At 69.4% G+C, this 17,009-nt stretch carries 19 protein-coding genes and 1 pseudogene; 10 read left to right on the top strand and 10 right to left on the bottom strand.

Going from position 1 to position 17,009, the window contains the following annotated elements; translation table 11 throughout:
• Nucleotides 1-104: 104 nt before the first annotated feature.
• Nucleotides 105-1,040, top strand: a complete 936-nt coding sequence (gene coaA / locus ACTOQ1_RS28110) for a type I pantothenate kinase (protein ID WP_440070986.1) — start codon at nucleotides 105-107, stop codon at nucleotides 1,038-1,040.
• 154 nt (nucleotides 1,041-1,194) lie between these two features.
• Here the strand turns inward: coaA and ACTOQ1_RS28105 are convergent, their stop codons facing one another.
• The 7 genes from ACTOQ1_RS28105 to ACTOQ1_RS28075 all read right to left on the bottom strand — a co-directional run bounded on the left by ACTOQ1_RS28105 (nucleotide 1,195) and on the right by ACTOQ1_RS28075 (nucleotide 4,609).
• A complete protein-coding gene (locus ACTOQ1_RS28105) occupies nucleotides 1,195-1,440 on the bottom strand; it encodes a type II toxin-antitoxin system PemK/MazF family toxin (protein ID WP_440070985.1) in 246 nt (81 codons plus the stop codon).
• Nucleotides 1,343-1,549, bottom strand: coding sequence for a type II toxin-antitoxin system PemK/MazF family toxin (locus ACTOQ1_RS28100; protein WP_440070984.1), 207 nt, complete (start codon nucleotides 1,547-1,549; stop codon nucleotides 1,343-1,345). The genes ACTOQ1_RS28105 and ACTOQ1_RS28100 overlap by 98 nt, the downstream gene beginning before the upstream one ends.
• Before the next feature lie 5 nt (nucleotides 1,550-1,554).
• Nucleotides 1,555-1,854 carry a hypothetical protein gene (locus tag ACTOQ1_RS28095; RefSeq protein ID WP_440070983.1) on the bottom strand — a complete coding sequence of 100 codons (300 nt, stop codon included), beginning with the start codon at nucleotides 1,852-1,854 and terminating at the stop codon, nucleotides 1,555-1,557.
• Nucleotides 1,855-1,859: 5 nt separating this feature from the next.
• Nucleotides 1,860-2,234 carry a hypothetical protein gene (locus tag ACTOQ1_RS28090; RefSeq protein ID WP_440070982.1) on the bottom strand — a complete coding sequence of 125 codons (375 nt, stop codon included), beginning with the start codon at nucleotides 2,232-2,234 and terminating at the stop codon, nucleotides 1,860-1,862.
• Between the two features lie 387 nt (nucleotides 2,235-2,621).
• Entirely contained in the window at nucleotides 2,622-2,912 is a 291-nt protein-coding gene (locus tag ACTOQ1_RS28085) for a hypothetical protein (RefSeq protein ID WP_440070981.1), read from the bottom strand.
• The gene (locus ACTOQ1_RS28080) at nucleotides 2,909-3,265 is read right to left on the bottom strand and encodes a hypothetical protein (protein WP_440070980.1); all 357 of its coding nucleotides are present in this window, start codon (nucleotides 3,263-3,265) and stop codon (nucleotides 2,909-2,911) included. The genes ACTOQ1_RS28085 and ACTOQ1_RS28080 overlap by 4 nt, the downstream gene beginning before the upstream one ends.
• 87 nt (nucleotides 3,266-3,352) lie before the next feature.
• Nucleotides 3,353-4,609: a helix-turn-helix domain-containing protein gene (locus ACTOQ1_RS28075; protein ID WP_440070979.1), complete on the bottom strand. Its 1,257-nt coding sequence runs from the start codon at nucleotides 4,607-4,609 to the stop codon at nucleotides 3,353-3,355.
• A gap of 133 nt (nucleotides 4,610-4,742) precedes the next feature.
• Here ACTOQ1_RS28075 and ACTOQ1_RS28070 point away from each other — a divergent pair, with 133 nt between their 5' ends.
• A complete protein-coding gene (locus ACTOQ1_RS28070; protein WP_440070978.1) occupies nucleotides 4,743-5,519 on the top strand; it encodes a GntR family transcriptional regulator in 777 nt (258 codons plus the stop codon).
• A gap of 232 nt (nucleotides 5,520-5,751) precedes the next feature.
• A pseudogene (locus ACTOQ1_RS28065) lies at nucleotides 5,752-6,351 on the top strand (GNAT family N-acetyltransferase); the annotation flags it as partial.
• Here the strand turns inward: ACTOQ1_RS28065 and ACTOQ1_RS28060 are convergent.
• Both ACTOQ1_RS28060 and ACTOQ1_RS28055 read right to left on the bottom strand, forming a co-directional pair.
• The gene (locus tag ACTOQ1_RS28060) at nucleotides 6,315-7,946 is read right to left on the bottom strand and encodes a hypothetical protein (protein WP_440070977.1); all 1,632 of its coding nucleotides are present in this window, start codon (nucleotides 7,944-7,946) and stop codon (nucleotides 6,315-6,317) included. The pseudogene ACTOQ1_RS28065 and the gene ACTOQ1_RS28060 sit on opposite strands and share 37 nt — an antisense overlap.
• A gap of 303 nt (nucleotides 7,947-8,249) precedes the next feature.
• Nucleotides 8,250-9,083 (bottom strand): NAD(P)H-binding protein, encoded by an 834-nt coding sequence (locus ACTOQ1_RS28055; RefSeq protein ID WP_440070976.1) that lies wholly within the window; start codon nucleotides 9,081-9,083, stop codon nucleotides 8,250-8,252.
• An 89-nt stretch (nucleotides 9,084-9,172) separates the two neighbouring features.
• On the opposite strand from ACTOQ1_RS28055, the gene ACTOQ1_RS28050 reads away from it, so the two are divergent.
• Nucleotides 9,173-9,745 carry a TetR/AcrR family transcriptional regulator gene (locus tag ACTOQ1_RS28050; RefSeq protein ID WP_440070975.1) on the top strand — a complete coding sequence of 191 codons (573 nt, stop codon included), beginning with the start codon at nucleotides 9,173-9,175 and terminating at the stop codon, nucleotides 9,743-9,745.
• A 185-nt stretch (nucleotides 9,746-9,930) separates the two neighbouring features.
• Nucleotides 9,931-10,521, top strand: a complete 591-nt coding sequence (locus ACTOQ1_RS28045) for a hypothetical protein (protein WP_440070974.1) — start codon at nucleotides 9,931-9,933, stop codon at nucleotides 10,519-10,521.
• 263 nt (nucleotides 10,522-10,784) lie between these two features.
• Here the strand turns inward: ACTOQ1_RS28045 and ACTOQ1_RS28040 are convergent, their stop codons facing one another.
• Entirely contained in the window at nucleotides 10,785-11,990 is a 1,206-nt protein-coding gene (locus tag ACTOQ1_RS28040; protein ID WP_440070973.1) for an MFS transporter, read from the bottom strand.
• A 72-nt stretch (nucleotides 11,991-12,062) separates the two neighbouring features.
• Here ACTOQ1_RS28040 and ACTOQ1_RS28035 point away from each other — a divergent pair, with 72 nt between their 5' ends.
• From ACTOQ1_RS28035 to ACTOQ1_RS28015, 5 genes are all read left to right on the top strand, one after another.
• Complete coding sequence (locus ACTOQ1_RS28035) at nucleotides 12,063-13,034, top strand: GlxA family transcriptional regulator (protein ID WP_440070972.1); 972 nt, start codon at nucleotides 12,063-12,065, stop codon at nucleotides 13,032-13,034.
• 251 nt (nucleotides 13,035-13,285) lie between these two features.
• The gene (locus ACTOQ1_RS28030; protein ID WP_440070971.1) at nucleotides 13,286-14,236 is read left to right on the top strand and encodes a DUF389 domain-containing protein; all 951 of its coding nucleotides are present in this window, start codon (nucleotides 13,286-13,288) and stop codon (nucleotides 14,234-14,236) included.
• Nucleotides 14,237-14,320: 84 nt separating this feature from the next.
• The gene (locus tag ACTOQ1_RS28025) at nucleotides 14,321-15,226 is read left to right on the top strand and encodes an ABC transporter ATP-binding protein (RefSeq protein ID WP_440070970.1); all 906 of its coding nucleotides are present in this window, start codon (nucleotides 14,321-14,323) and stop codon (nucleotides 15,224-15,226) included.
• A complete protein-coding gene (locus tag ACTOQ1_RS28020; RefSeq protein ID WP_440070969.1) occupies nucleotides 15,219-16,097 on the top strand; it encodes an ABC transporter permease in 879 nt (292 codons plus the stop codon). The genes ACTOQ1_RS28025 and ACTOQ1_RS28020 overlap by 8 nt, the downstream gene beginning before the upstream one ends.
• Complete coding sequence (locus ACTOQ1_RS28015; protein WP_362678441.1) at nucleotides 16,094-17,008, top strand: ABC transporter ATP-binding protein; 915 nt, start codon at nucleotides 16,094-16,096, stop codon at nucleotides 17,006-17,008. The genes ACTOQ1_RS28020 and ACTOQ1_RS28015 overlap by 4 nt, the downstream gene beginning before the upstream one ends.
• Nucleotide 17,009 lies beyond the last annotated feature (1 nt).

Raw genomic sequence — 17,009 nt, 5'->3', positions numbered from 1 at the left:
GCGGGAACCCACTCCCGGCGGATCAACACCCGGCGGGAACCCACTCCCGGCGGATCAACACCCGGCAGGAGCCCGTTCCCGGCGGATCAGTAGGCTCTCTGAGCATGGCCAACGGTTTGGACACCGCGACACCGTACGTGCAGCTGAGCCGGGCACAGTGGAGCGAACTCCGGAAGAACACCCCCCTCACGCTCACCGTGGACGAACTGGAGGAGCTGCGCGGCGTCGACGATCCGATCGACCTGGCCGAGGTCACCGACATCTACCTGCCGCTCACCCGGCTGCTCAACCTCCACTTCACCGGGGTGAGGCAGCGCAGCGCGGCGCTCAACACCTTCCTCGGCGGCGGGCGGCGGCCGGCCCCGTACGTGCTGGGCATCGCCGGAAGCGTCGCGGTCGGCAAGTCGACCACGGCCAGGCTGCTGCACACCCTGCTGGCCCGCTGGCCCGAGCACCCCCGGGTGGACCTGATCACCACCGACAGCTTCCTGTTCCCGAACGAGACCCTCACCGCCAGGGACATCATGCACAGGAAGGGCTTCCCCGAGAGCTACGACCGGCGGGCCCTGGTCAGGTTCGTCGCCGACGTCAAGGCGGGCCTGCCGGAGGTGACGGCCCCGGTCTACAGCCACCTGGAATACGACATCGTGCCCGGCGCGACCCAGACCGTACGCCGTCCCGACATCCTCATCGTCGAGGGCCTCAACGTCCTCCAGCCCGCCCCGCCCACCGCCCTCGCGATCAACGACTACTTCGACTTCTCCATCTACGTGGACGCCAAGGTCGAGCACATCCGCGACTGGTACGTGGACCGCTTCCACAAGCTCCGGCGCACGGCCTTCGAGGATCCGAAGTCCTACTTCAGGTATCTCGCCGACCTGTCGGAGGAGGAGGCGACCGACTTCGCCAAGAATGTCTGGCGCGACATCAACGAGCGCAACCTCGTCGAGAACATCGCCCCCACCAGAGGCCGGGCCGACCTGGTGCTGCACAAGGGCGCCAACCACTCCATCCAGCGCGTCCGCCTCCGCCGCATCTGACCCTCTTCGGCGCTCCGCGCTGTATCCCGTGGGGCTCCGCCCCACACCCCGGGTGAAGGACCTACCGGCCCCTCACACTCCCCGGCCGATGGCCGATCCCCAAAGATCGTACCCGCCCCGACATTCGTCATCTGGTTGGAGGCGAAGCCAGGACCTACAGGTCCCAAACGAAACGCAGGGACTCTTTAAGATCCTCAATCTGGTTCTTGTCAAGACAACCCATGTATCCACCGAGACGAGCTTGGTCGATGGTCATGATCTGGAAGGAGAGAATCTGTCCCTCCTTCTTCAAAGGCTGATCCCTAGGGAGTGTCACCGCCACCTTCGTAAGCGACGGCTTGACTTGACTGGTCATGGCGGCAACCACGACAACACGCATCCGACTGTTGTAAAGAGTCACGCGAGATGATGACACCTGGCCGCATCCCAGCCTGCTCAGATCCTCGTGCGGGATTGTGATCGACCCAGTAGATCTCACCCCGTTTGGGCGGGTCCGAAGGATGGGGCACTGTGACTACTCGTCCATCCAGGTCTCTGCCGCTACCGGCAGATTCTCTTCGGCCCAGGTAAAGGTGTCATCGGCTACGAGATCAAACTCTTCCTCCAACGTCAGTTCGCGCCCAGCCACTTGAGCGTTGCTGACGACCTTGGACCACGGCCCTTGAACCACGACACACACCTCTTGTGACGTCGCGGAAACGGTCGGCCGACGACGTCGAGAGCGTGTGCCACCGGGAGGGGGCGGGAGAATCTGATAACGGAACTCATCAGCGGTACCAGCGGACGAAAAGGGGGAGAGCATGAGGGATGTCATCGAGTTCACTCCTTCTCATCCTGGCCGGATATGGCGCGGCCTTGCTCTACCAGAGTGTCGTAATTGGCGGCAGTCTGCTGCAGAACATCGATGAGCTCTTCGAGACGCTCACGACTTAGGTGAAAACGTCCATGAACAGTGACCTTCAGCCCATTTTTCAATCCCTCAATGGCCCGACGCTGCCCCTCGGGATCATTGGGAATGACCGGCGGGGGGATGCTGCCGAGCAGCAGGAAGACACCATCGGGCATCCTGCTCAGCGTTGGCGGACCAGGCTGCCCGATGAACTGGTTGACATGCTCGATCGGCACGCCATCCGCTGTGCTCCAGTCAACGACAACCGAAAGCTCTGACAAGTCCGGACTCTCCCGCTCCTTCACGGCCTCAGTCTGACACCAGGCGTGCTGGTGTGCTACGCCCCACCTTTCGTTGCGAAGCAAAGGCTAGATGCGCGAGTGTTCCACATCGTTCACGGTGTTCGCTGCCAAACTTTGACCTGCACGTCGAGCGTGTTCTCGTCGAGAACGTCGCCCCCAGGAGCCGGATCGACCCGGTCCTCCACAAGGGCGCCAACCACTCCACCAAACACGTCCGACTCAGCCCGATTTGACGCTTTCGGCGCCGGACGCTCCACGCTGTGTTCCGTGGGGCTCCGCCCCCCAGGTGAGGGGCCTGCCGGTCCCTTACACTCCCCGATCACCAACCGATTCCCCGGATTCGAGGCGTGGCGGCGCGGGTCCCTCCAGATCCCGCGCCGCCACACCGGCCTATCGGGCTCTCCCGGACAGCAGGGCCGTCCAGATCGCCCGAGTCTCGGTGATCGACCAACGATGGCTCTCGTCCACCCGGTGATCGCCGTCGAGTTGCGTGGTGCGCCGGACGAAACCCTGCCCGCCGCCCTCGCACAGCTCGTACACCGTGGCCCGGCACGCGCACGTCCACGCCACCGGCCGCACCCGTTCCGGCATGCCGTACGACGTGCGCCAATCGAGCCGCGTGTGATCACGCTGCGCCAGACCCAGGTGAGGGCTCAGGCACGTTTCGTCCAGCCCGATCACGGCACCCGCTCCGGAATCACCTCGGACAGCGGATATGCCCGCTGGAGCTCTTCGCGGCGATGGACGACGCGGCGTGCCGCCGTAACCGGATCGTCCACGCCATACGCCGTGTAGAGCCGCCGTCCCGTCTTCCACGACAGATGGCCGGTCCACCACCGGTAGACCGTGCCGTCCGTCCAGACGAGAAGCTCACGCCAGACCGACACCATGGCGACGCCGAACCCGTGGTGGACATCGGCGTGAACGCCCAGAGCCGCGAGCTCGATTCGCAGTTTCTCCGCAGCGGTGCAGGAGTCGCGGAGAGTATCGGATCTCACCGCTTCCGAAGAGATGGCGACCATGCCCGCAAGCATCACGGAGAGTTATGGCCGGCTCCAGATACGTGATGTGGCAGTTGAAGATCACGATCATGGAACCTGCCACGCGAGGTGGCAGTTCGGTCAGGACTCGACTCCCAGGAAACTCGCGATCTCCGCGTACTCGGCCCGCAGCGCCCGCGAGCGGTCCTCGATGAGCTGATCGACCACGCGCCGGGCGAACGACTGGTACCTGAGCCAGTGCGGCACCCGCGTCCTGAGGTCATGGAGGATCGCCCACGATTCGGCCGCGTTGCTCTCGGAGGCGTGAGCGCTCGCCACGTCGAGCATGTGGCGATGCCGGGTGCTGCTCGCCAGCCTGCCCGACGGCCGCACTCCCTCGTGGATCTCCAGGGCTCTGGCGCTCCTCCCCTGGACCACGGCGTACTCGACGGCCTTGATCTGGATCAGTTCCGGGGAGAAACCCGCGAAGGTCGCCGAACCCCGAGCCGCCCACAGCGAAGGAGCCTCCAACTCCCGTCCCTCGATGCGATGAGCCCCGGCTCTGGCGAGGGCCAGCATCTCGTCGGCATCGCCGCCCTCGTTGTTCCGTACGGCCGCCGCCGACCCCCACAGCAACAGCCATCCCCAGGTGGCGAACTGCGCCGGAGTACCGGTCGAGAATCGCGGCTCGATGGCCTCGGCGGTCGTCATGGCGGCCCGGCGGGAGTCGTCCAGGCGGCCCTCACGAAGGAACAGCCAGCACTCGTTGAAGACGTTCCACGCGCCCAGCAGCGGATCATCGGCTCGCTCGGCCGCCGCGATCCCCTCGGAGATCGCCTGGTAGGCGAGGTCGTACTGCTGAAGCTGAATCAGTGCCTGCGCGGAGAACTGGAAGGTCTGTGAGAGAAGCGTCAGCGCGGCGCGCTCCTCGTCTCCACCATGCGCGTCGGCCAGCAGCGAGCGGGCCTCCAGGAGCAGCGAGGGAATCGTCTGCACGACCGCACGGTAGTCGTCCTCCCTGTAGAGCCGATTCGCCGCCAGGAACGAGGCCCGCACCGACTCGTACGTGACCTGGCCGTCAAGGTCGGGCAGCTGGACTCCGGTCAGCCCGCGCACCGGCTTGAGGGTCCGGCGCAGCGCGAAGAGATCGGCGTGCACGGTCTCGTCCAGTGGCGACACAGGTTCGGGAGAGGGCTGGAACAGGTCGGAGGTCCGCACGTTCAGCGCCTGGGCCAGCTTGCGCAGCGTCGAGACGCGGGCACTCTTGCGATCGCTCTGTTCGAGCTTCCGGATGGTGGACACACTGACACCCGAGCGCTCTTCCAGGTCTTCTTGCGTGAGCCCCTTGCTCACTCGGATGCGCGCCAGGTTGTCGCCGAGGGCTGGTTCCGCCGCCATGATCCAGAACACCTCAATCCGAAGTCGGCCTGCCTCCAGGGTAATCCCGGCCGTTGGCCTCCTTCTGGCGGAAGCGCCGTTGTTCCCTCAAGGCGAGTACGCCGGTTACTTGTCGTATACGACACTGGCCAGCATGACACGGGGGGAAAAGCGCATGACCGGCCACGCCTACGAGCACGTCACCGCCGAGCTGCGGGACGCGATCCTCCGTGGCGACTACCCGCCAGGTACCAAGCTCCCCCGGCACGCCGACCTCGCCGCCCGGTACGGCGTCTCCGACATCGTGATCAGGCAGGCGATCGACGGCCTCAAGACCTCAGGGCTGGTCGGCACCAAGGGACGCGGCGGGACCTGGGTCCGCGAGCGGCCGGTCACCAGGCGCCTTTCCATGGACCGCTACCGGGCCGACACCGGCCCTCAGGAGACACCGCAGACCTCCTTCACCACGGATGCCGGGATCACCTGGGCGGAGTACCGGCTGGACAAGGCGTTCCGGTGGATCGAGGCCGACGAGCGCCTGGCCGGTCTGTTCGGTGTCGAGCCCGGCGCCCGGGTGCTGGAACGCCGGTTCGTCTTCTACGCCAAGGGCGTCCCCTCGCAGATGTCCCGGCCGTGCCTGCTCGCCTCCGATGTGGAGGGCACACCGGTCGCGGACCCGAGGAACGAGCCGTGGCCCGGTGGCACCATCGGCCAGTTGCGCACGCTCGGCATCGAGGTCGATGAGATCACGGAGGAGACGGCGGTCCGCATGCCCACCCCGGACGAGTCCGAACGCCTCGGGATCGGCTCCGGGGTGCCCGTTTTCTCGATCACCCGCCTGATGCGCTCCCGTGGACGCGTGGTCGAGGTGGCGGACCCGATCGTCATCCCCGGGGATCGTGCGGTCCGGGTGGACCACATCGACCTGTAGATCCGAAAAACGACGGCCCCGAGGCTCGGCGTATCGCGCTCGTCGAGCGGCCGGGAAACGAGGAGATCGGCCGGAGCCTCCCCTGGCCCGCGGACCGGATGTGCGACCTGGTCCTCTACCTGGAGCGCTCCCGGCAGGCCGGATGACCGCGGCGCTCCGATCGCGGCCGTCGCGGCAGCGGCCTTCCCGGCTGTTTCGGGCAAGGCCCCGCGGATAGTTTTCGAGACGGGAGCGGGTGAGAAGGGCGGGTGCCGTGGGCGAGACGGCGAGCGGTCCGGTGATCGTGGAGGTTTTGGGCCCGGAGGAGGCCGGGACCCTCACCGAGGAGGTCGGCGCGGCGTACCGGGAGGCGTTCGGTGCCCCGCCCAACAGCGAGGGGGCCGCCGAGTTCGAGCACCAGCGCGCCTCCTACGCCGACCTCCTCGGACGGCGGGGGTTCCGGCTGTCGGTCGCCCGGCAGGACGGGCTGCTGGTCGGCTTCGCCTACGGGGCCTTTCTGCGGGAGGGGGGCCGCTGGTGGCACGGCGTACGTGATCCGCTCCCGGCCGGGTTCACCGACGAGTCCGGTTCCCGCACCTGGCACCTGGTGGATCTGGGCGTACTGCCCGGCCACCGCGGGCGCGGCATCGCCAGACGGCTGACCGAGGAGGTGCTGGCGGGGTGCGGGGCGCAGCGGGCGGTGCTGGCCGTGGAGCCGCGGTTGAAGGGCAACCAGCGGCTCTACCGATCATGGGGCTGGCGGCAGGTCGGGAGCGTGGACGCCCCGGCGTCGTCCGTCAACGACGTCTACGACATCTACGTCCTGGAAGACCTGCCCGCGGGCAGACCATAGGAGCGCAGCCGCTCGTCCAGGCGCACCACGGCGTCGGTGCGGTTCCAGGGTGACAGGGCCTGGCGGGCGTCGGCGGTGGCCGCGACCAGTCGCGGGGACCGGTTGCGGCTGGTGAGCTCGGCGGCCAGGGCCAGCTCCGTGCAGGCCTGGCCGATCTCACGTTTCTGGGCGAACGCGCGGCTGAGATACAGGTGGCCGAACGCCAGGTTGCGGGAGAAGGCCGTCCCTATCGAGGTCATCGCCTCGCGCGCGCAGGCGATCGCGTTGTCGGGTTCACGCATGTCGAGGTGGCACAGGGCGCGGGTCAGCGTGAGCATGGCCGGACCGAAGAAGTACGTCAGTCTCCGGCCGGGGTCGTCCTTCGTGGAGTCGTCCAGCCCCGAGCGGGCGGCCGACAGCGCGGTACGGCACCGCGCGTGGTCCCTGGCCCGGTTCTTGCCGTTCTCACGACGCGCGATTCCCGCATAGGCGCGGGCGCCGACGTCGTTGGCGTAGGCGATCAGTATGGGACTGCCGGCTCGCTGCGCCCAGGCGAGTGCCCCGAGAGCGTGCTCGACCCCGAGACGCGGGTCGCCGGACCAGGTGGCCAGGTGACTCCACTGGGCGAGCACGTAACTGGACATGAGGTCGTCGTCGGCTTCATGAGCGGCACGCCGGGCCTGGCCGTAGTAGTGCTCGGCTCCGGCGAAGTCACCGGAGTTGAACAGCAGCCACCCGATGAAACGGGACACGTCGGCGAGCAGCGACATCAGTCGCCGGCGCAGGTCCTCGTCGGCGGCGCCCGCCAGGAGCCGGCGGACCAGCCCGTGCTGCGCCAGAGCCGTCTCCAGCACGGCCTGGGGACCCAGGATGTCCTCCTGCCTGATGGCGTGACGAAGGATCGTCTCCACATGCCCGACCACCTCGCCGTCGACCCGGGAGGGCGCCTGGGAGGCCGACGCCAGGCGTTCGAGGGCGTCGCGGTCCAGGTGGGCGAGAAGGGGGGAGGCGTGCGCCGCGGCGGCCGCGGAGGCGACCACGGCCAGTAGGTCGCGGCGTTTCATCCCGTCCGCCCACTGGGTGAGAGCGGCGACCAGATAGCCGAACTCCTGCTCCCGCAGGGCCGCGACCGTGAGAACCCGATCGGCCTCGTGGCCGGGCGGCTGTGTCGGCAACCCGTCCAGAAATGAGGCGATATCGGTAACGGTGAGTACGGGCCGGGGAACGGGTCGGTCCTTGGCCGCCGGGTGCCTGCCGATGCGGTCGTCTTCACGGCTGTGGTCCTCCCCATGGACCAGGTCCCCGGCCCGGCACCGGTAGATGCGGGCCAGGCGTTCCAGTCCGGAGATGGGAGGCTCGTTGCCTGTCGCCGAAGGCCAGGCCTCCCACGCCCCGAGCCGGCGTTCGCTGAGCACGTCGTCTGGCCAGCGCAGGTTCCATAGTCGGACCACCTCGGACTGCGTGTATCGGTGTGCCTCGCGGAAGCCGCGCAGCGGATTGAGCTTGAAACGGAGCTGGTAGTCCGCGGCGATCTGGCTCCACGTGGCCCCGTGCTCGCGCATCTGGGTCGTGAGAACGTCCATCTGCCGCTTGAGGCTGCGGGGTCTGGGTGGCATCGCTCGCCCCTTCCGGGCGTCACTCCCCCGAGGCGGTTGTTGTTTTCCAAACGCTACGGCATTGGTTACGCCAAGTGACGGCCGATTCAAAAACCGGCGACCAGATCGCCGATTTTGGTCACGGATCACGCCGGTGGCCGGTGGCCGCGTCGTCCGGACCCGCGAAACCCCGCCCTGACCGCGTGCTTCGCGAGTCCGCGGTAGCGGACGGTGACGACGGGGCTGCCGGAGCAGCGGCATATCGGGAACCCGGCACCTCCGGCCGAGGAGCGCGGATGCGCCTTCGCCGGCGCCGCGGGCGGGTCACCTGAAGGCGCCGACGTTGCGTCGCGCCCACTCGGCGAAGGCGCGGGGGGCGCGGCCGAGGATCCGTTCCACGTCGGGGCTCACCCGCCGCTCGGCGGCCGACGGCTCTCCCAGGATGGCGAGGGTGCCGTCCACGACCGGCTCGGGCATGAACCGCAGCATCTGCTCCCGGGCCTCCTCGCGGCTCTGCTCGACGAACCGCACCGGCGTGCCCAGCGCGTCCCCGATCGCCCGGGCCCGCAGGCGCGGGGTGATCGGCGCCGGGCCGGTGAGTTCGTACGTGTGACCGGCGTGCTCCCCCTTGCGCAGGACCACGGCCGCGACCTCGGCGATGTCGGCCGGGTCGACGACCGGCAGCCCGACGTCGCCGAACGGCGCGGCGGCGGTCCGCCGCGAGCGGATCGTCTCCGCCCACGCGAACGCGTTGGAGTCGAAGCCTCCCGGCCGCAGGACGGTCCACTCCAGGCCCGACCGCCGGACGGCGTCCTCCAACGCCCGGAGGGGAGCGTGGGAGCCGGACTCCGGTCGCGTCCCGGCGGCCTGGGAGGACTGCAGGACGACCCGCCGGACCCCGGCCGCCCTCGCGACGTCGAGGATGCCTCGCGGGTTCAGGTGCTCTCCGGCACCGGCGACGAGGAGGAACAGCGCGTCGGCCCCGTCGAGCGCGGGCCGGAGGCTTTGCGGGTCGGCCAGGTCGGCCCGGTGGTGCGTCACGCCCTCCGGCATGTCGGAAGGCCGTCGCGAAACCGCCGTCACCCGCTCCCCGGCCTCGGCGAGCGCCCGTACGAGCACCCGTCCGACGTTCCCGGTCGATCCCGTGACCACGATCATGAAAGTCCCGCCCGTCGCAAGTAAGTTAGTTGACTGACTAAAAGGACCATAGCCAGCAGCCACCCCGGTTGTCTACACTCGTTAGTGAGATGACTGACTCAGTTACCGCGAAGCCGGGCAAGCGGGAGCGGCTCGTCGCCGCCGCGTCCCGGGTCCTGCACGAGCAGGGTGTCGAGAAGACGACGCTGGCCGACATCGCCCGCGTGGCCGAGGTCCCCCTGGGCAACGTCTACTACTACTTCAAGACCAAGGACCAGCTCGTCGAGGCGGCGATCGAGGCGCACGCGCTCGGCTTCCGGGCGATGACCGACTCGCTCGACCTGCGCACCGGCCCCCGCGACCGCCTGAAGGCGCTCCTGCGCGGCTGGATCGACCAACGCGAGCTCACCGCGCGGTACGGCTGTCCCACCGGGAGCCTGTGCTCGGAGCTCGACAAGCGCACCGACGGCCTCGACCGCGCCGCGGCCGAGGTCATGCGACTGCTGATCGACTATGCCGAGCTGCAGTTCCGGGAGATGGGCCGATCCGACTCCCGCGAGCTCGCGGTCGCCCTGGTCGCCGCCTACCAGGGCATCGCGCTCCTCACCAACACCTTCAGGGACCCCGAGCTCATGGCCGGGGAGGGCCGCCGCCTGGAACGCTGGATCGACTCGCTCGCCTGAGCACCCGCGCCTCGATCGCCGCCTCGACGAGACGTCCTTTCCCACCGGACGGCGCCGAGGGGAAGGCGCCGTTCCGGCCGCCGCGAAACCAACACCCGCCGGAGGTAAAACTTCTCTCTACGTGCAGTCATATATGCCGAAATAGCGCCAAAGACCCGCTAGTCAAGGGGGTTAGTGTCTAATGCGTGAGCATCCCATCCCATGGGCCGCTGAAGCTGAGCGTTGGCGCGAGCACCGGCATGAAGATCGGCGCCATCCTCCTGACCGTCCCTTTCGTCGGCATCCCGCTGTTCGTGATCTCGAAGCTCGAACGGGCCGTTCAGCTGTCCGCCGGAGGCTCCTCTCTCGAATCTCAGATCCTGATGGTGCCCTTCGTCGTGGTCATGATGGTCTTCCTCGTCGTTCTCCTCGGCATCTTCCACTTCCGGGCGGAGATGGAGGGAAGCGTCGTGGAGGTCCGCGGCGCGTTCACGACGCGCAGGGTGGACCTCGCGCGGGCCCACGTCTGGCTGGACTCCTTCCCCGAGTGCTCAAGGGCCCGTGACCTCACCGGCCGCAGGCTCCCGTACCTCTACCTGTACGCCCAGGAGCGGGGCGGCCGCAAAGTCCTGCTGCGGCTGCGCGCGGCGCGCGCCTTCCTGCCGCCGCACGAGCTGGCGGCTCTCGCGGGCGCCATCGAGTCGGGCCACCGGACCGGACAGGACGCCGAGCAGGCCTCCCGGACGGCCGGCCTGCTCCGGCGCCTGAGCGCCGACCCCGCCGTCAAGGTCCCCTGAGGGTCCGGCCGCCAAGGTCCCCTGAGGCATGTCGTCAGGGGAACCACGCCCGCCTGGGACAGCGAGGGCCGCAGCCGGACCTCCGTGCTCTCTCAACCGGTGTGAAGGATCCGGAAGCGATCGGGTTCCGCCGGATCTCGATCAACGACTTGGATCGGCGTCCACGTCCATTGCCAAACGCCGGTGCCGGGTGTGCGGGAGAACCGGATCTGCCCGCGGGTGCCGTCGTTCGCCGCCTGCGTCCGGCCGCGGACGACGACCGGCTACGTCGGCAAGCCGGCCGAGACCGAGATCGGCCGGGTTCCGGCCTCCTGAGGTTCCCGGCCCAGCCGCCTGACCGGTTTGATCAACAGCAGCGCCGCCACCACGCCGACCGTCACCAGGGCCGATCCCAGCAGGAAGGCGCGCGGTTCGACCAGCGCGGTGACCGGACCGGCCAGCGCCTGCCCGACCGCCATGCCCGCGACCGACCCGGCCACCTGGTAGGCGTTGACCCGGTTCACCACGTCCGGCGCGACCTGCGTCTGCACGCTGGTCGACCACATCACCGACCAGAACGCCAACGCGCACCCCCCGAGCAGGTGCCCGGCCATCAGCGGCGGCAACGGCAGCCCGAGCGCGACCGTCAGCGGCACCGCCACGTACCCGCTCAGCGCCACCGCCCCGGCCACCAGCGGCCTGCGCGGCCTGAGCCTGATCGCCACCAGCCCGCCCAGCACGGTGCCGAGGCCGAGCGCCGCCATCACCCAGCCGTAGTCGGCCCCGATGACCTGCGACGACAGCGGCACGTACGGCCCGACCACCAGAACGCCCCAGAACACCCAGACCAGGATGACCGACCACATCCAGCTCCTGGCCTTGAACTCCTCCCAGCCCCTGCGCAGGTCGCTCAGCACGTCGGAGGGCTCCGGCCTGGGGACGGTGACCCGGACCAGCAGCAGGCACACCCCGCTGACCAGGAACGTCGCGGCGTCCACCGTGTAGACGAAGACCGGCCCTGCGACGACGACGAGGACTCCGGCCAGGGCGGGACCCGCCAGATGGGTGACCGCCTCGGCGATCTTCAGCGTCGCGTTGGCCCGCTGCGGATCTTTGGCGACCAGGGAGACCATGCCGTTGACGCCCGGTTCGAACATCCCGGCGGCCATGCCCGACAAGAACGCCATCACCAGCAACAGGACGTACGGCGGAGCGCCATCCAGGAAGGCGACGGCCACGACCCCCTGGGTGACGACCCTGACCACGTCCGCGCCGATCATCAGGCGCCGGGCGCCGATCCGGTCGGCGACGACCCCGCCGAACAACATGACCAGCACAGCCGACGCGGTCCAGAGCGCGAGCACGTAGCCGACGCCCGCGATCCCATGGACTTTCCCGATCGCCAGCGCCGAGGCGACGGGCATCATCGCGTCGCCGAGCAGCGAGATCGTGCGGGCCCCGAAGTAGAGGGTGAAGTTCCTCGTCCACATGAGCCCCAATTCTGGATTTTTCCAGATCAGAGCACTGGTGTCCCAAATGACATCATTAGGTACATTTGCGCCATGCCCCTGGATTGCCCGGAAACGCCCCCGGCGCCCCTCAGCCCGCATCGCGTGGTCGCCCTGGTCGCCCCGAACCAGGAGCTCTACCCGGTCACCTCCGCCTCAGCCGTCTTCGGCTACCACGGTCCCGACATCCCCCGGTACTACAGCTTCAGCCAGTGCGCCGAACACCCCGGCTCCCTCCCCACCACCCTCGGCGTCCCCATCCAGGTGGACAGCGGCCTCGAAGCCCTCGACGACGCCGACACCGTGGTCATCGCGAGCTGGACCGTCACCCCCTCGCCCGCCGTGCTCCACGCGGTGTCCCGAGCCCATGCCCGGGGCGCCCGCATCGTCGCCGTCTGCGCGGGAATCTTCATCCCCGCCGCCCTGGGCCTCCTGGACGGCCGCCGCGCCTCCGTCCACTGGGAACTCTCCGGCGAACTCGCCGCCCGCCACCCCCGCGTCATCCCCGACGACACCGTCATCTACGTCGATCACGGCGACGTCGCCACCGCCGGAGCCTCGGCCGCCACCCTCGACCTCTGCCTTCACCAGGTCCTCCAGGAGTACGGCGCGGCCCACGCCATGCGCATCGGCCGCCAGCTCGCCGCCGGTCCGCACCGCGAAGGCTGCCAGCGCCAGTACCCTCCCCTCCCCACCACCGGCCCCATGCCGGACTCCCTGGCCCCCCTGCTCGAATGGCTCCTCTCGCGCCTGCCCGACCAGATCACCGTCGGGGACATGGCCGCCTACTCGGGCGTCTCCCCCCGCACCCTCACCCGCCAGTTCTCCGACCAGCTCGGCGTCCCACCCGCCCGCTGGCTGCTGGAACGCCGGCTGGCCGCCACCCGCGCCCTGCTGGAGGAGACCGACCTGCCCGTCGAGACCATCGCCACCCGCGTCGGCCTCTCCTCGGCGGTCAACCTTCGCCGCCGTTTCCACACCGCCCTGCGCACCACCCCGGCCGCCTACCGCCGTTCCTTCCGCTGAAGGTCCCGGGCGGTTCCGCCGCGATCTCGATCGCGCGTGCCCCGGACCCCACATCGGCCAACCGGCCCGGGCCGGCCCGCGGGCACGGGAAGCTCGTCACTCCCTGGGCCGCTGGGCGGCGGACCCGTCCGGCCCCTCCACCCAACCATGATCATTGTCACCGCCGACGGCTGTCCGCAGGTTCGTTCCTCAGCCCCGGTTCCCCCCGGGGGCGGATCCCCGAACCGGGGCACAGGTCCTAGGGTTGGCCCGTGCTGCATCTACGCGTGATCAGTCCGCCGGAGCTGTCGGACAAGGTGCTGGAGGTGCTCGACGAGTGCGTCGGCGTCGTCAACATCGTGGTGTTCCCCGGTGCCGCGCGCTCCCCCGCCGGTGACCTCGCCCAGTTCGACATCGCCCGCGAGGCCGCCAACGAGGTGATCGAGCGGCTCCAGGAGCTCGGCCTGCACGCGGAGGGCTCGATCGCGGCCGAGGAGGTCGACCTGTCGATCTCGGAGGTGGCCGAGCGCGCCAAGGAGGAGGCGCCAGGCGACAGCGACGACGCGGTGGTCTGGGCGGAGTTCGCCCAGCGGGTCGACGAGGACACCCGGCTCACCTGGGCCTTCCTCGTGTTCCTCACGATCGCCACGCTGCTCGCGGCGATCGGCGTGATCGTCAACTCGCCGATCCTCATCGTCGGCGCGATGGTGCTGGGACCGGAGTTCGGCGCGATCGCGGCCGTCTGCTTCGGCCTGCTCCGTACCGACAGGGACCTCATCGGCCGCGCGGCCAGGACCCTGGTCCTGGGTTTCACCGCCGCCGTCGTGATCACCTTCGTCTGCGCGCTGGTCACGCGGGGGCTCGGCTGGATCGGCGTGGGCACCCTGGCGACCGGGCACGAGGAGATCGAGTTCATCGTCAAGTACGACAGGTGGTCGTTCATCGTCGCGCTGCTGGCCGGGGCCGCCGGGGTGCTCTCGGTCACCGCGGGCAAGTCCTCGGCTTTGGTCGGCGTCTTCATCTCGGTCACCACGGTCCCCGCCGCCGGATACTTCGCGGTCGCCGCCGCGCTGGCCCGCTGGGGCGACATGGCCGCCTCGGCCATCCAGCTCGGGGTGAACGTCGCGGGCATGGTCATCTCCGGCGTGGTGACGCTTCTCATCCAGAAGGCCTACTGGTCCCGGTTCGGGATGAGGTTGCCGGCGCGCCCGGGTGGGAGTTAGCGGCCGAGAATTGCCCTTTCGGACGATGCGAGCCTCCTTCGTGTGACGGAGGTGCGCACCTGCGGCGACGGATAGTGTCCGAGCATGACTATCCTCGCCACCGAGGGACTAACCAGACGTTTCCCCCGGGTGACGGCGCTCGACCAGCTCACCGTCACCGTCGGCCCCGGTGTGACCGGCCTGGTCGGCGCCAACGGCGCGGGCAAATCCACGCTGATCAAGATCCTGCTCGGCCTGCTCGAACCCAGCGCGGGAAGCGCCCAGGTACTGGGCATGGACGCGACGAGCAGGGGGGCGGAGATCCGCCGGGTCGTGGGTTACATGCCGGAGCACGACTGCCTGCCGCCCGACCTGTCCGCCACCGAGTTCACCGTGCACATGGCCCAGATGTCGGGCCTGCCGCGCACCGCGGCCCGCGAGCGCGCCGCCGACGTCCTGCGCCACGTCGGGCTGTACGAGGAGCGCTACCGGGCGATGGGCGGCTACTCCACCGGCATGAAGCAGCGCGTCAAGCTGGCCCAGGCCCTGGTGCACGACCCGCGCCTGGTCCTGCTGGACGAGCCCACCAACGGCCTCGACCCGCGGGGCCGCGACGAGATGCTCGCGCTGATCCGCAGGATCGGCTCCGAGTTCGGCATCAGCGTGCTGGTCACCTCCCACCTGCTGGGCGAGCTGGAGCGGGTCTGCGACCACGTCATCGTGATCGACGGCGGCAAGCTGCTGCGCTCCTCGTCCATCGGGGAGTTCACCCAGATCACCCAGACCGTGACCGTCGAGGTCGAGGAGGGGCAGGACGCGCTGGCGGCCCGGCTGACCGAGCTGGGCGAGACCGTCACCCCGCACGGCAGGCTGCTGCTCGTCCACGTCCGCGCGCCGGAGACCTTCGACGCGCTCCGCGACGCCGTCTGCGAGCTCGACCTCTGCCTCGTGCGCGTGGAGCAGGGCCGCCAGCGCATCGAGGACGTCTTCAGGGAGCCGGTCAATGTCTGAACCCACGGGTGTCATCCACGACATCGGATACCGCCACTACGAGGGGCCGCGGCTCGGCCGCGGCCACGCCACCGCCGCGCTGACCGTGCACAGCCTGCGCGGGATCTTCGGGCTCGGCCGCACCGCCCGCTCGAAGATCATCCCGTTCGTGCTCCTGGGCGTCATGCTCCTGCCCGCGGTCGTCTCCATCGCGATCATGGCGCTGGCCCAGCAGGAGGGGATGCGCTACACCGAGTACGCCGTCGTCATGCAGGCCGTGCTCGCGATCTTCCTGGCCTCGCAGTCGCCGTACGCCGTCGCGCCCGACCTGCGCTTCCGGGTGCTGCCGCTCTACCTGTCGCGCCCGGTGACGATCTGGGACTACGTCGGGGCGAAGCTCGCGGCGATGACGACCGCCGTGTTCCTGCTGCTGGCGGCGCCCCTCACCGTGCTCTACATCGGTGAGGTGGTCATCGACCTGCCCGGCGACACGCACACCGCCGAATACCTCACCTCCATGGCCGGCGCGGTCTGCTACGCGTTGCTGCTGGCCTGCCTCGGCGTGGCCATCGCCTCGTTCACCCCCAGGCGCGGCCTGGGCGTGGCCGCGGTCATCGCCTTCTACCTGCTCGCCTCCGCCACCTCGACCGTGCTGTTCGCGACGCTGGAGTCGATGGGCGACGACACCGCCGCCGCGTGGGCGTGGCTGATCAACCCGTTCTTCCTGGTGGACGCCGCCGTGCACGTCGGGATCTTCGGGGCGACGCCCACCGCGGGCGTCATCTACCCGCCGGACGGCGGATCCCTGGTCGCGGGAGTGATCATGATCGCGCTGATCGCCCTGTCCGTCACGGCCCTGATCGCGCGCTACCGTAAGGCGGCCTCCCGATGAAGATCGAACTGGCCCAGGTGTCCCGCTGGTACGGCAACGTGGTCGCCGTCAACGACATCACCATGACCGTCGGCCCCGGCGTCACCGGGCTGCTCGGCCCGAACGGCGCGGGAAAGTCCACGCTGCTGCACATGATGGCCGGGTTCCTCGCCCCCTCGGGCGGCACCGTCACCCTCGACGGCGACCGCATCTGGCGCAACCACGAGATCTACCGCTCCATCGGCCTGGTCCCCGAGCGCGAGGCCGTCTACGGCTTCCTCACGGGCTGGCAGTTCGTGCTGTCCAGCGCGAGGCTGCACCGCCTGCCCAACCCCGACGACGCCGCGCGCAAGGCGCTCGCCCTGGTGGAGATGGAGAGCGCCAAGGACCGCAGGATCGAGACGTACTCCAAGGGCATGCGCCAGCGCGTCAAGGTGGCCGCGGCCCTCGTCCACGACCCGCAGGTCCTGCTGCTCGACGAGCCGTTCAACGGCATGGACCCGCGCCAGCGCCTGCACCTGATGGACCTGGTCCGCGCCATGGGCACCGCGGGCAAGACCATCCTGTTCAGCTCGCACATCCTGGAGGAGGTGGAGCGGGTCGCCCAGCACATCGAGGTGCTGGTGGCCGGACGCCATGCCGCCTCCGGGGACTTCCGCGAGATCCGCCGCCGGATGACCGACCGCCCGCACCTGTTCAGGGTCCGCTCCAGCGACGACCGCCGCCTGGCGTCCGCGCTGATCGCCGACGCCTCCTCGGGTTCGGTCTCGCTGACCGAGGCGGGCCTGGAGGTGCACGCCGTCGACTTCCGGCGCTTCACCCGGCTGCTGCCCAGGGTCGCCAAGGACGCGGACATCCGGATCCTGCAGGTCTCCCCCGCCGACGAAGACCTGGAGAGCGTCTTCTCCTACCTGATCAACAGGAGCAGCTGAC

Origin of the sequence: Streptosporangium sp. OZ121, from assembly GCF_051918885.1 — a bacterium.
Lineage (GTDB): Bacteria > Actinomycetota > Actinomycetes > Streptosporangiales > Streptosporangiaceae > Streptosporangium.
The sequence above is the reverse complement of the archived record's forward strand: the minus strand, read 5'-3'. Positions and strand labels throughout refer to the sequence as shown.

Coding starts and splice junctions, on each gene's coding strand:
- coaA (WP_440070986.1), top strand. CDS start 105: ATGGCCAACGGTTTGGACACCGCGACACCGTACGTGCAGCTGAGCCGG.
- ACTOQ1_RS28095 (WP_440070983.1), bottom strand. CDS start 1,854: ATGACATCCCTCATGCTCTCCCCCTTTTCGTCCGCTGGTACCGCTGAT.
- ACTOQ1_RS28080 (WP_440070980.1), bottom strand. CDS start 3,265: ATGCTTGCGGGCATGGTCGCCATCTCTTCGGAAGCGGTGAGATCCGAT.
- ACTOQ1_RS28075 (WP_440070979.1), bottom strand. CDS start 4,609: ATGGCGGCGGAACCAGCCCTCGGCGACAACCTGGCGCGCATCCGAGTG.
- ACTOQ1_RS28070 (WP_440070978.1), top strand. CDS start 4,743: ATGACACGGGGGGAAAAGCGCATGACCGGCCACGCCTACGAGCACGTC.
- ACTOQ1_RS28060 (WP_440070977.1), bottom strand. CDS start 7,946: ATGCCACCCAGACCCCGCAGCCTCAAGCGGCAGATGGACGTTCTCACG.
- ACTOQ1_RS28055 (WP_440070976.1), bottom strand. CDS start 9,083: ATGATCGTGGTCACGGGATCGACCGGGAACGTCGGACGGGTGCTCGTA.
- ACTOQ1_RS28050 (WP_440070975.1), top strand. CDS start 9,173: ATGACTGACTCAGTTACCGCGAAGCCGGGCAAGCGGGAGCGGCTCGTC.
- ACTOQ1_RS28040 (WP_440070973.1), bottom strand. CDS start 11,990: ATGTGGACGAGGAACTTCACCCTCTACTTCGGGGCCCGCACGATCTCG.
- ACTOQ1_RS28035 (WP_440070972.1), top strand. CDS start 12,063: ATGCCCCTGGATTGCCCGGAAACGCCCCCGGCGCCCCTCAGCCCGCAT.
- ACTOQ1_RS28025 (WP_440070970.1), top strand. CDS start 14,321: ATGACTATCCTCGCCACCGAGGGACTAACCAGACGTTTCCCCCGGGTG.
- ACTOQ1_RS28020 (WP_440070969.1), top strand. CDS start 15,219: ATGTCTGAACCCACGGGTGTCATCCACGACATCGGATACCGCCACTAC.
- ACTOQ1_RS28015 (WP_362678441.1), top strand. CDS start 16,094: ATGAAGATCGAACTGGCCCAGGTGTCCCGCTGGTACGGCAACGTGGTC.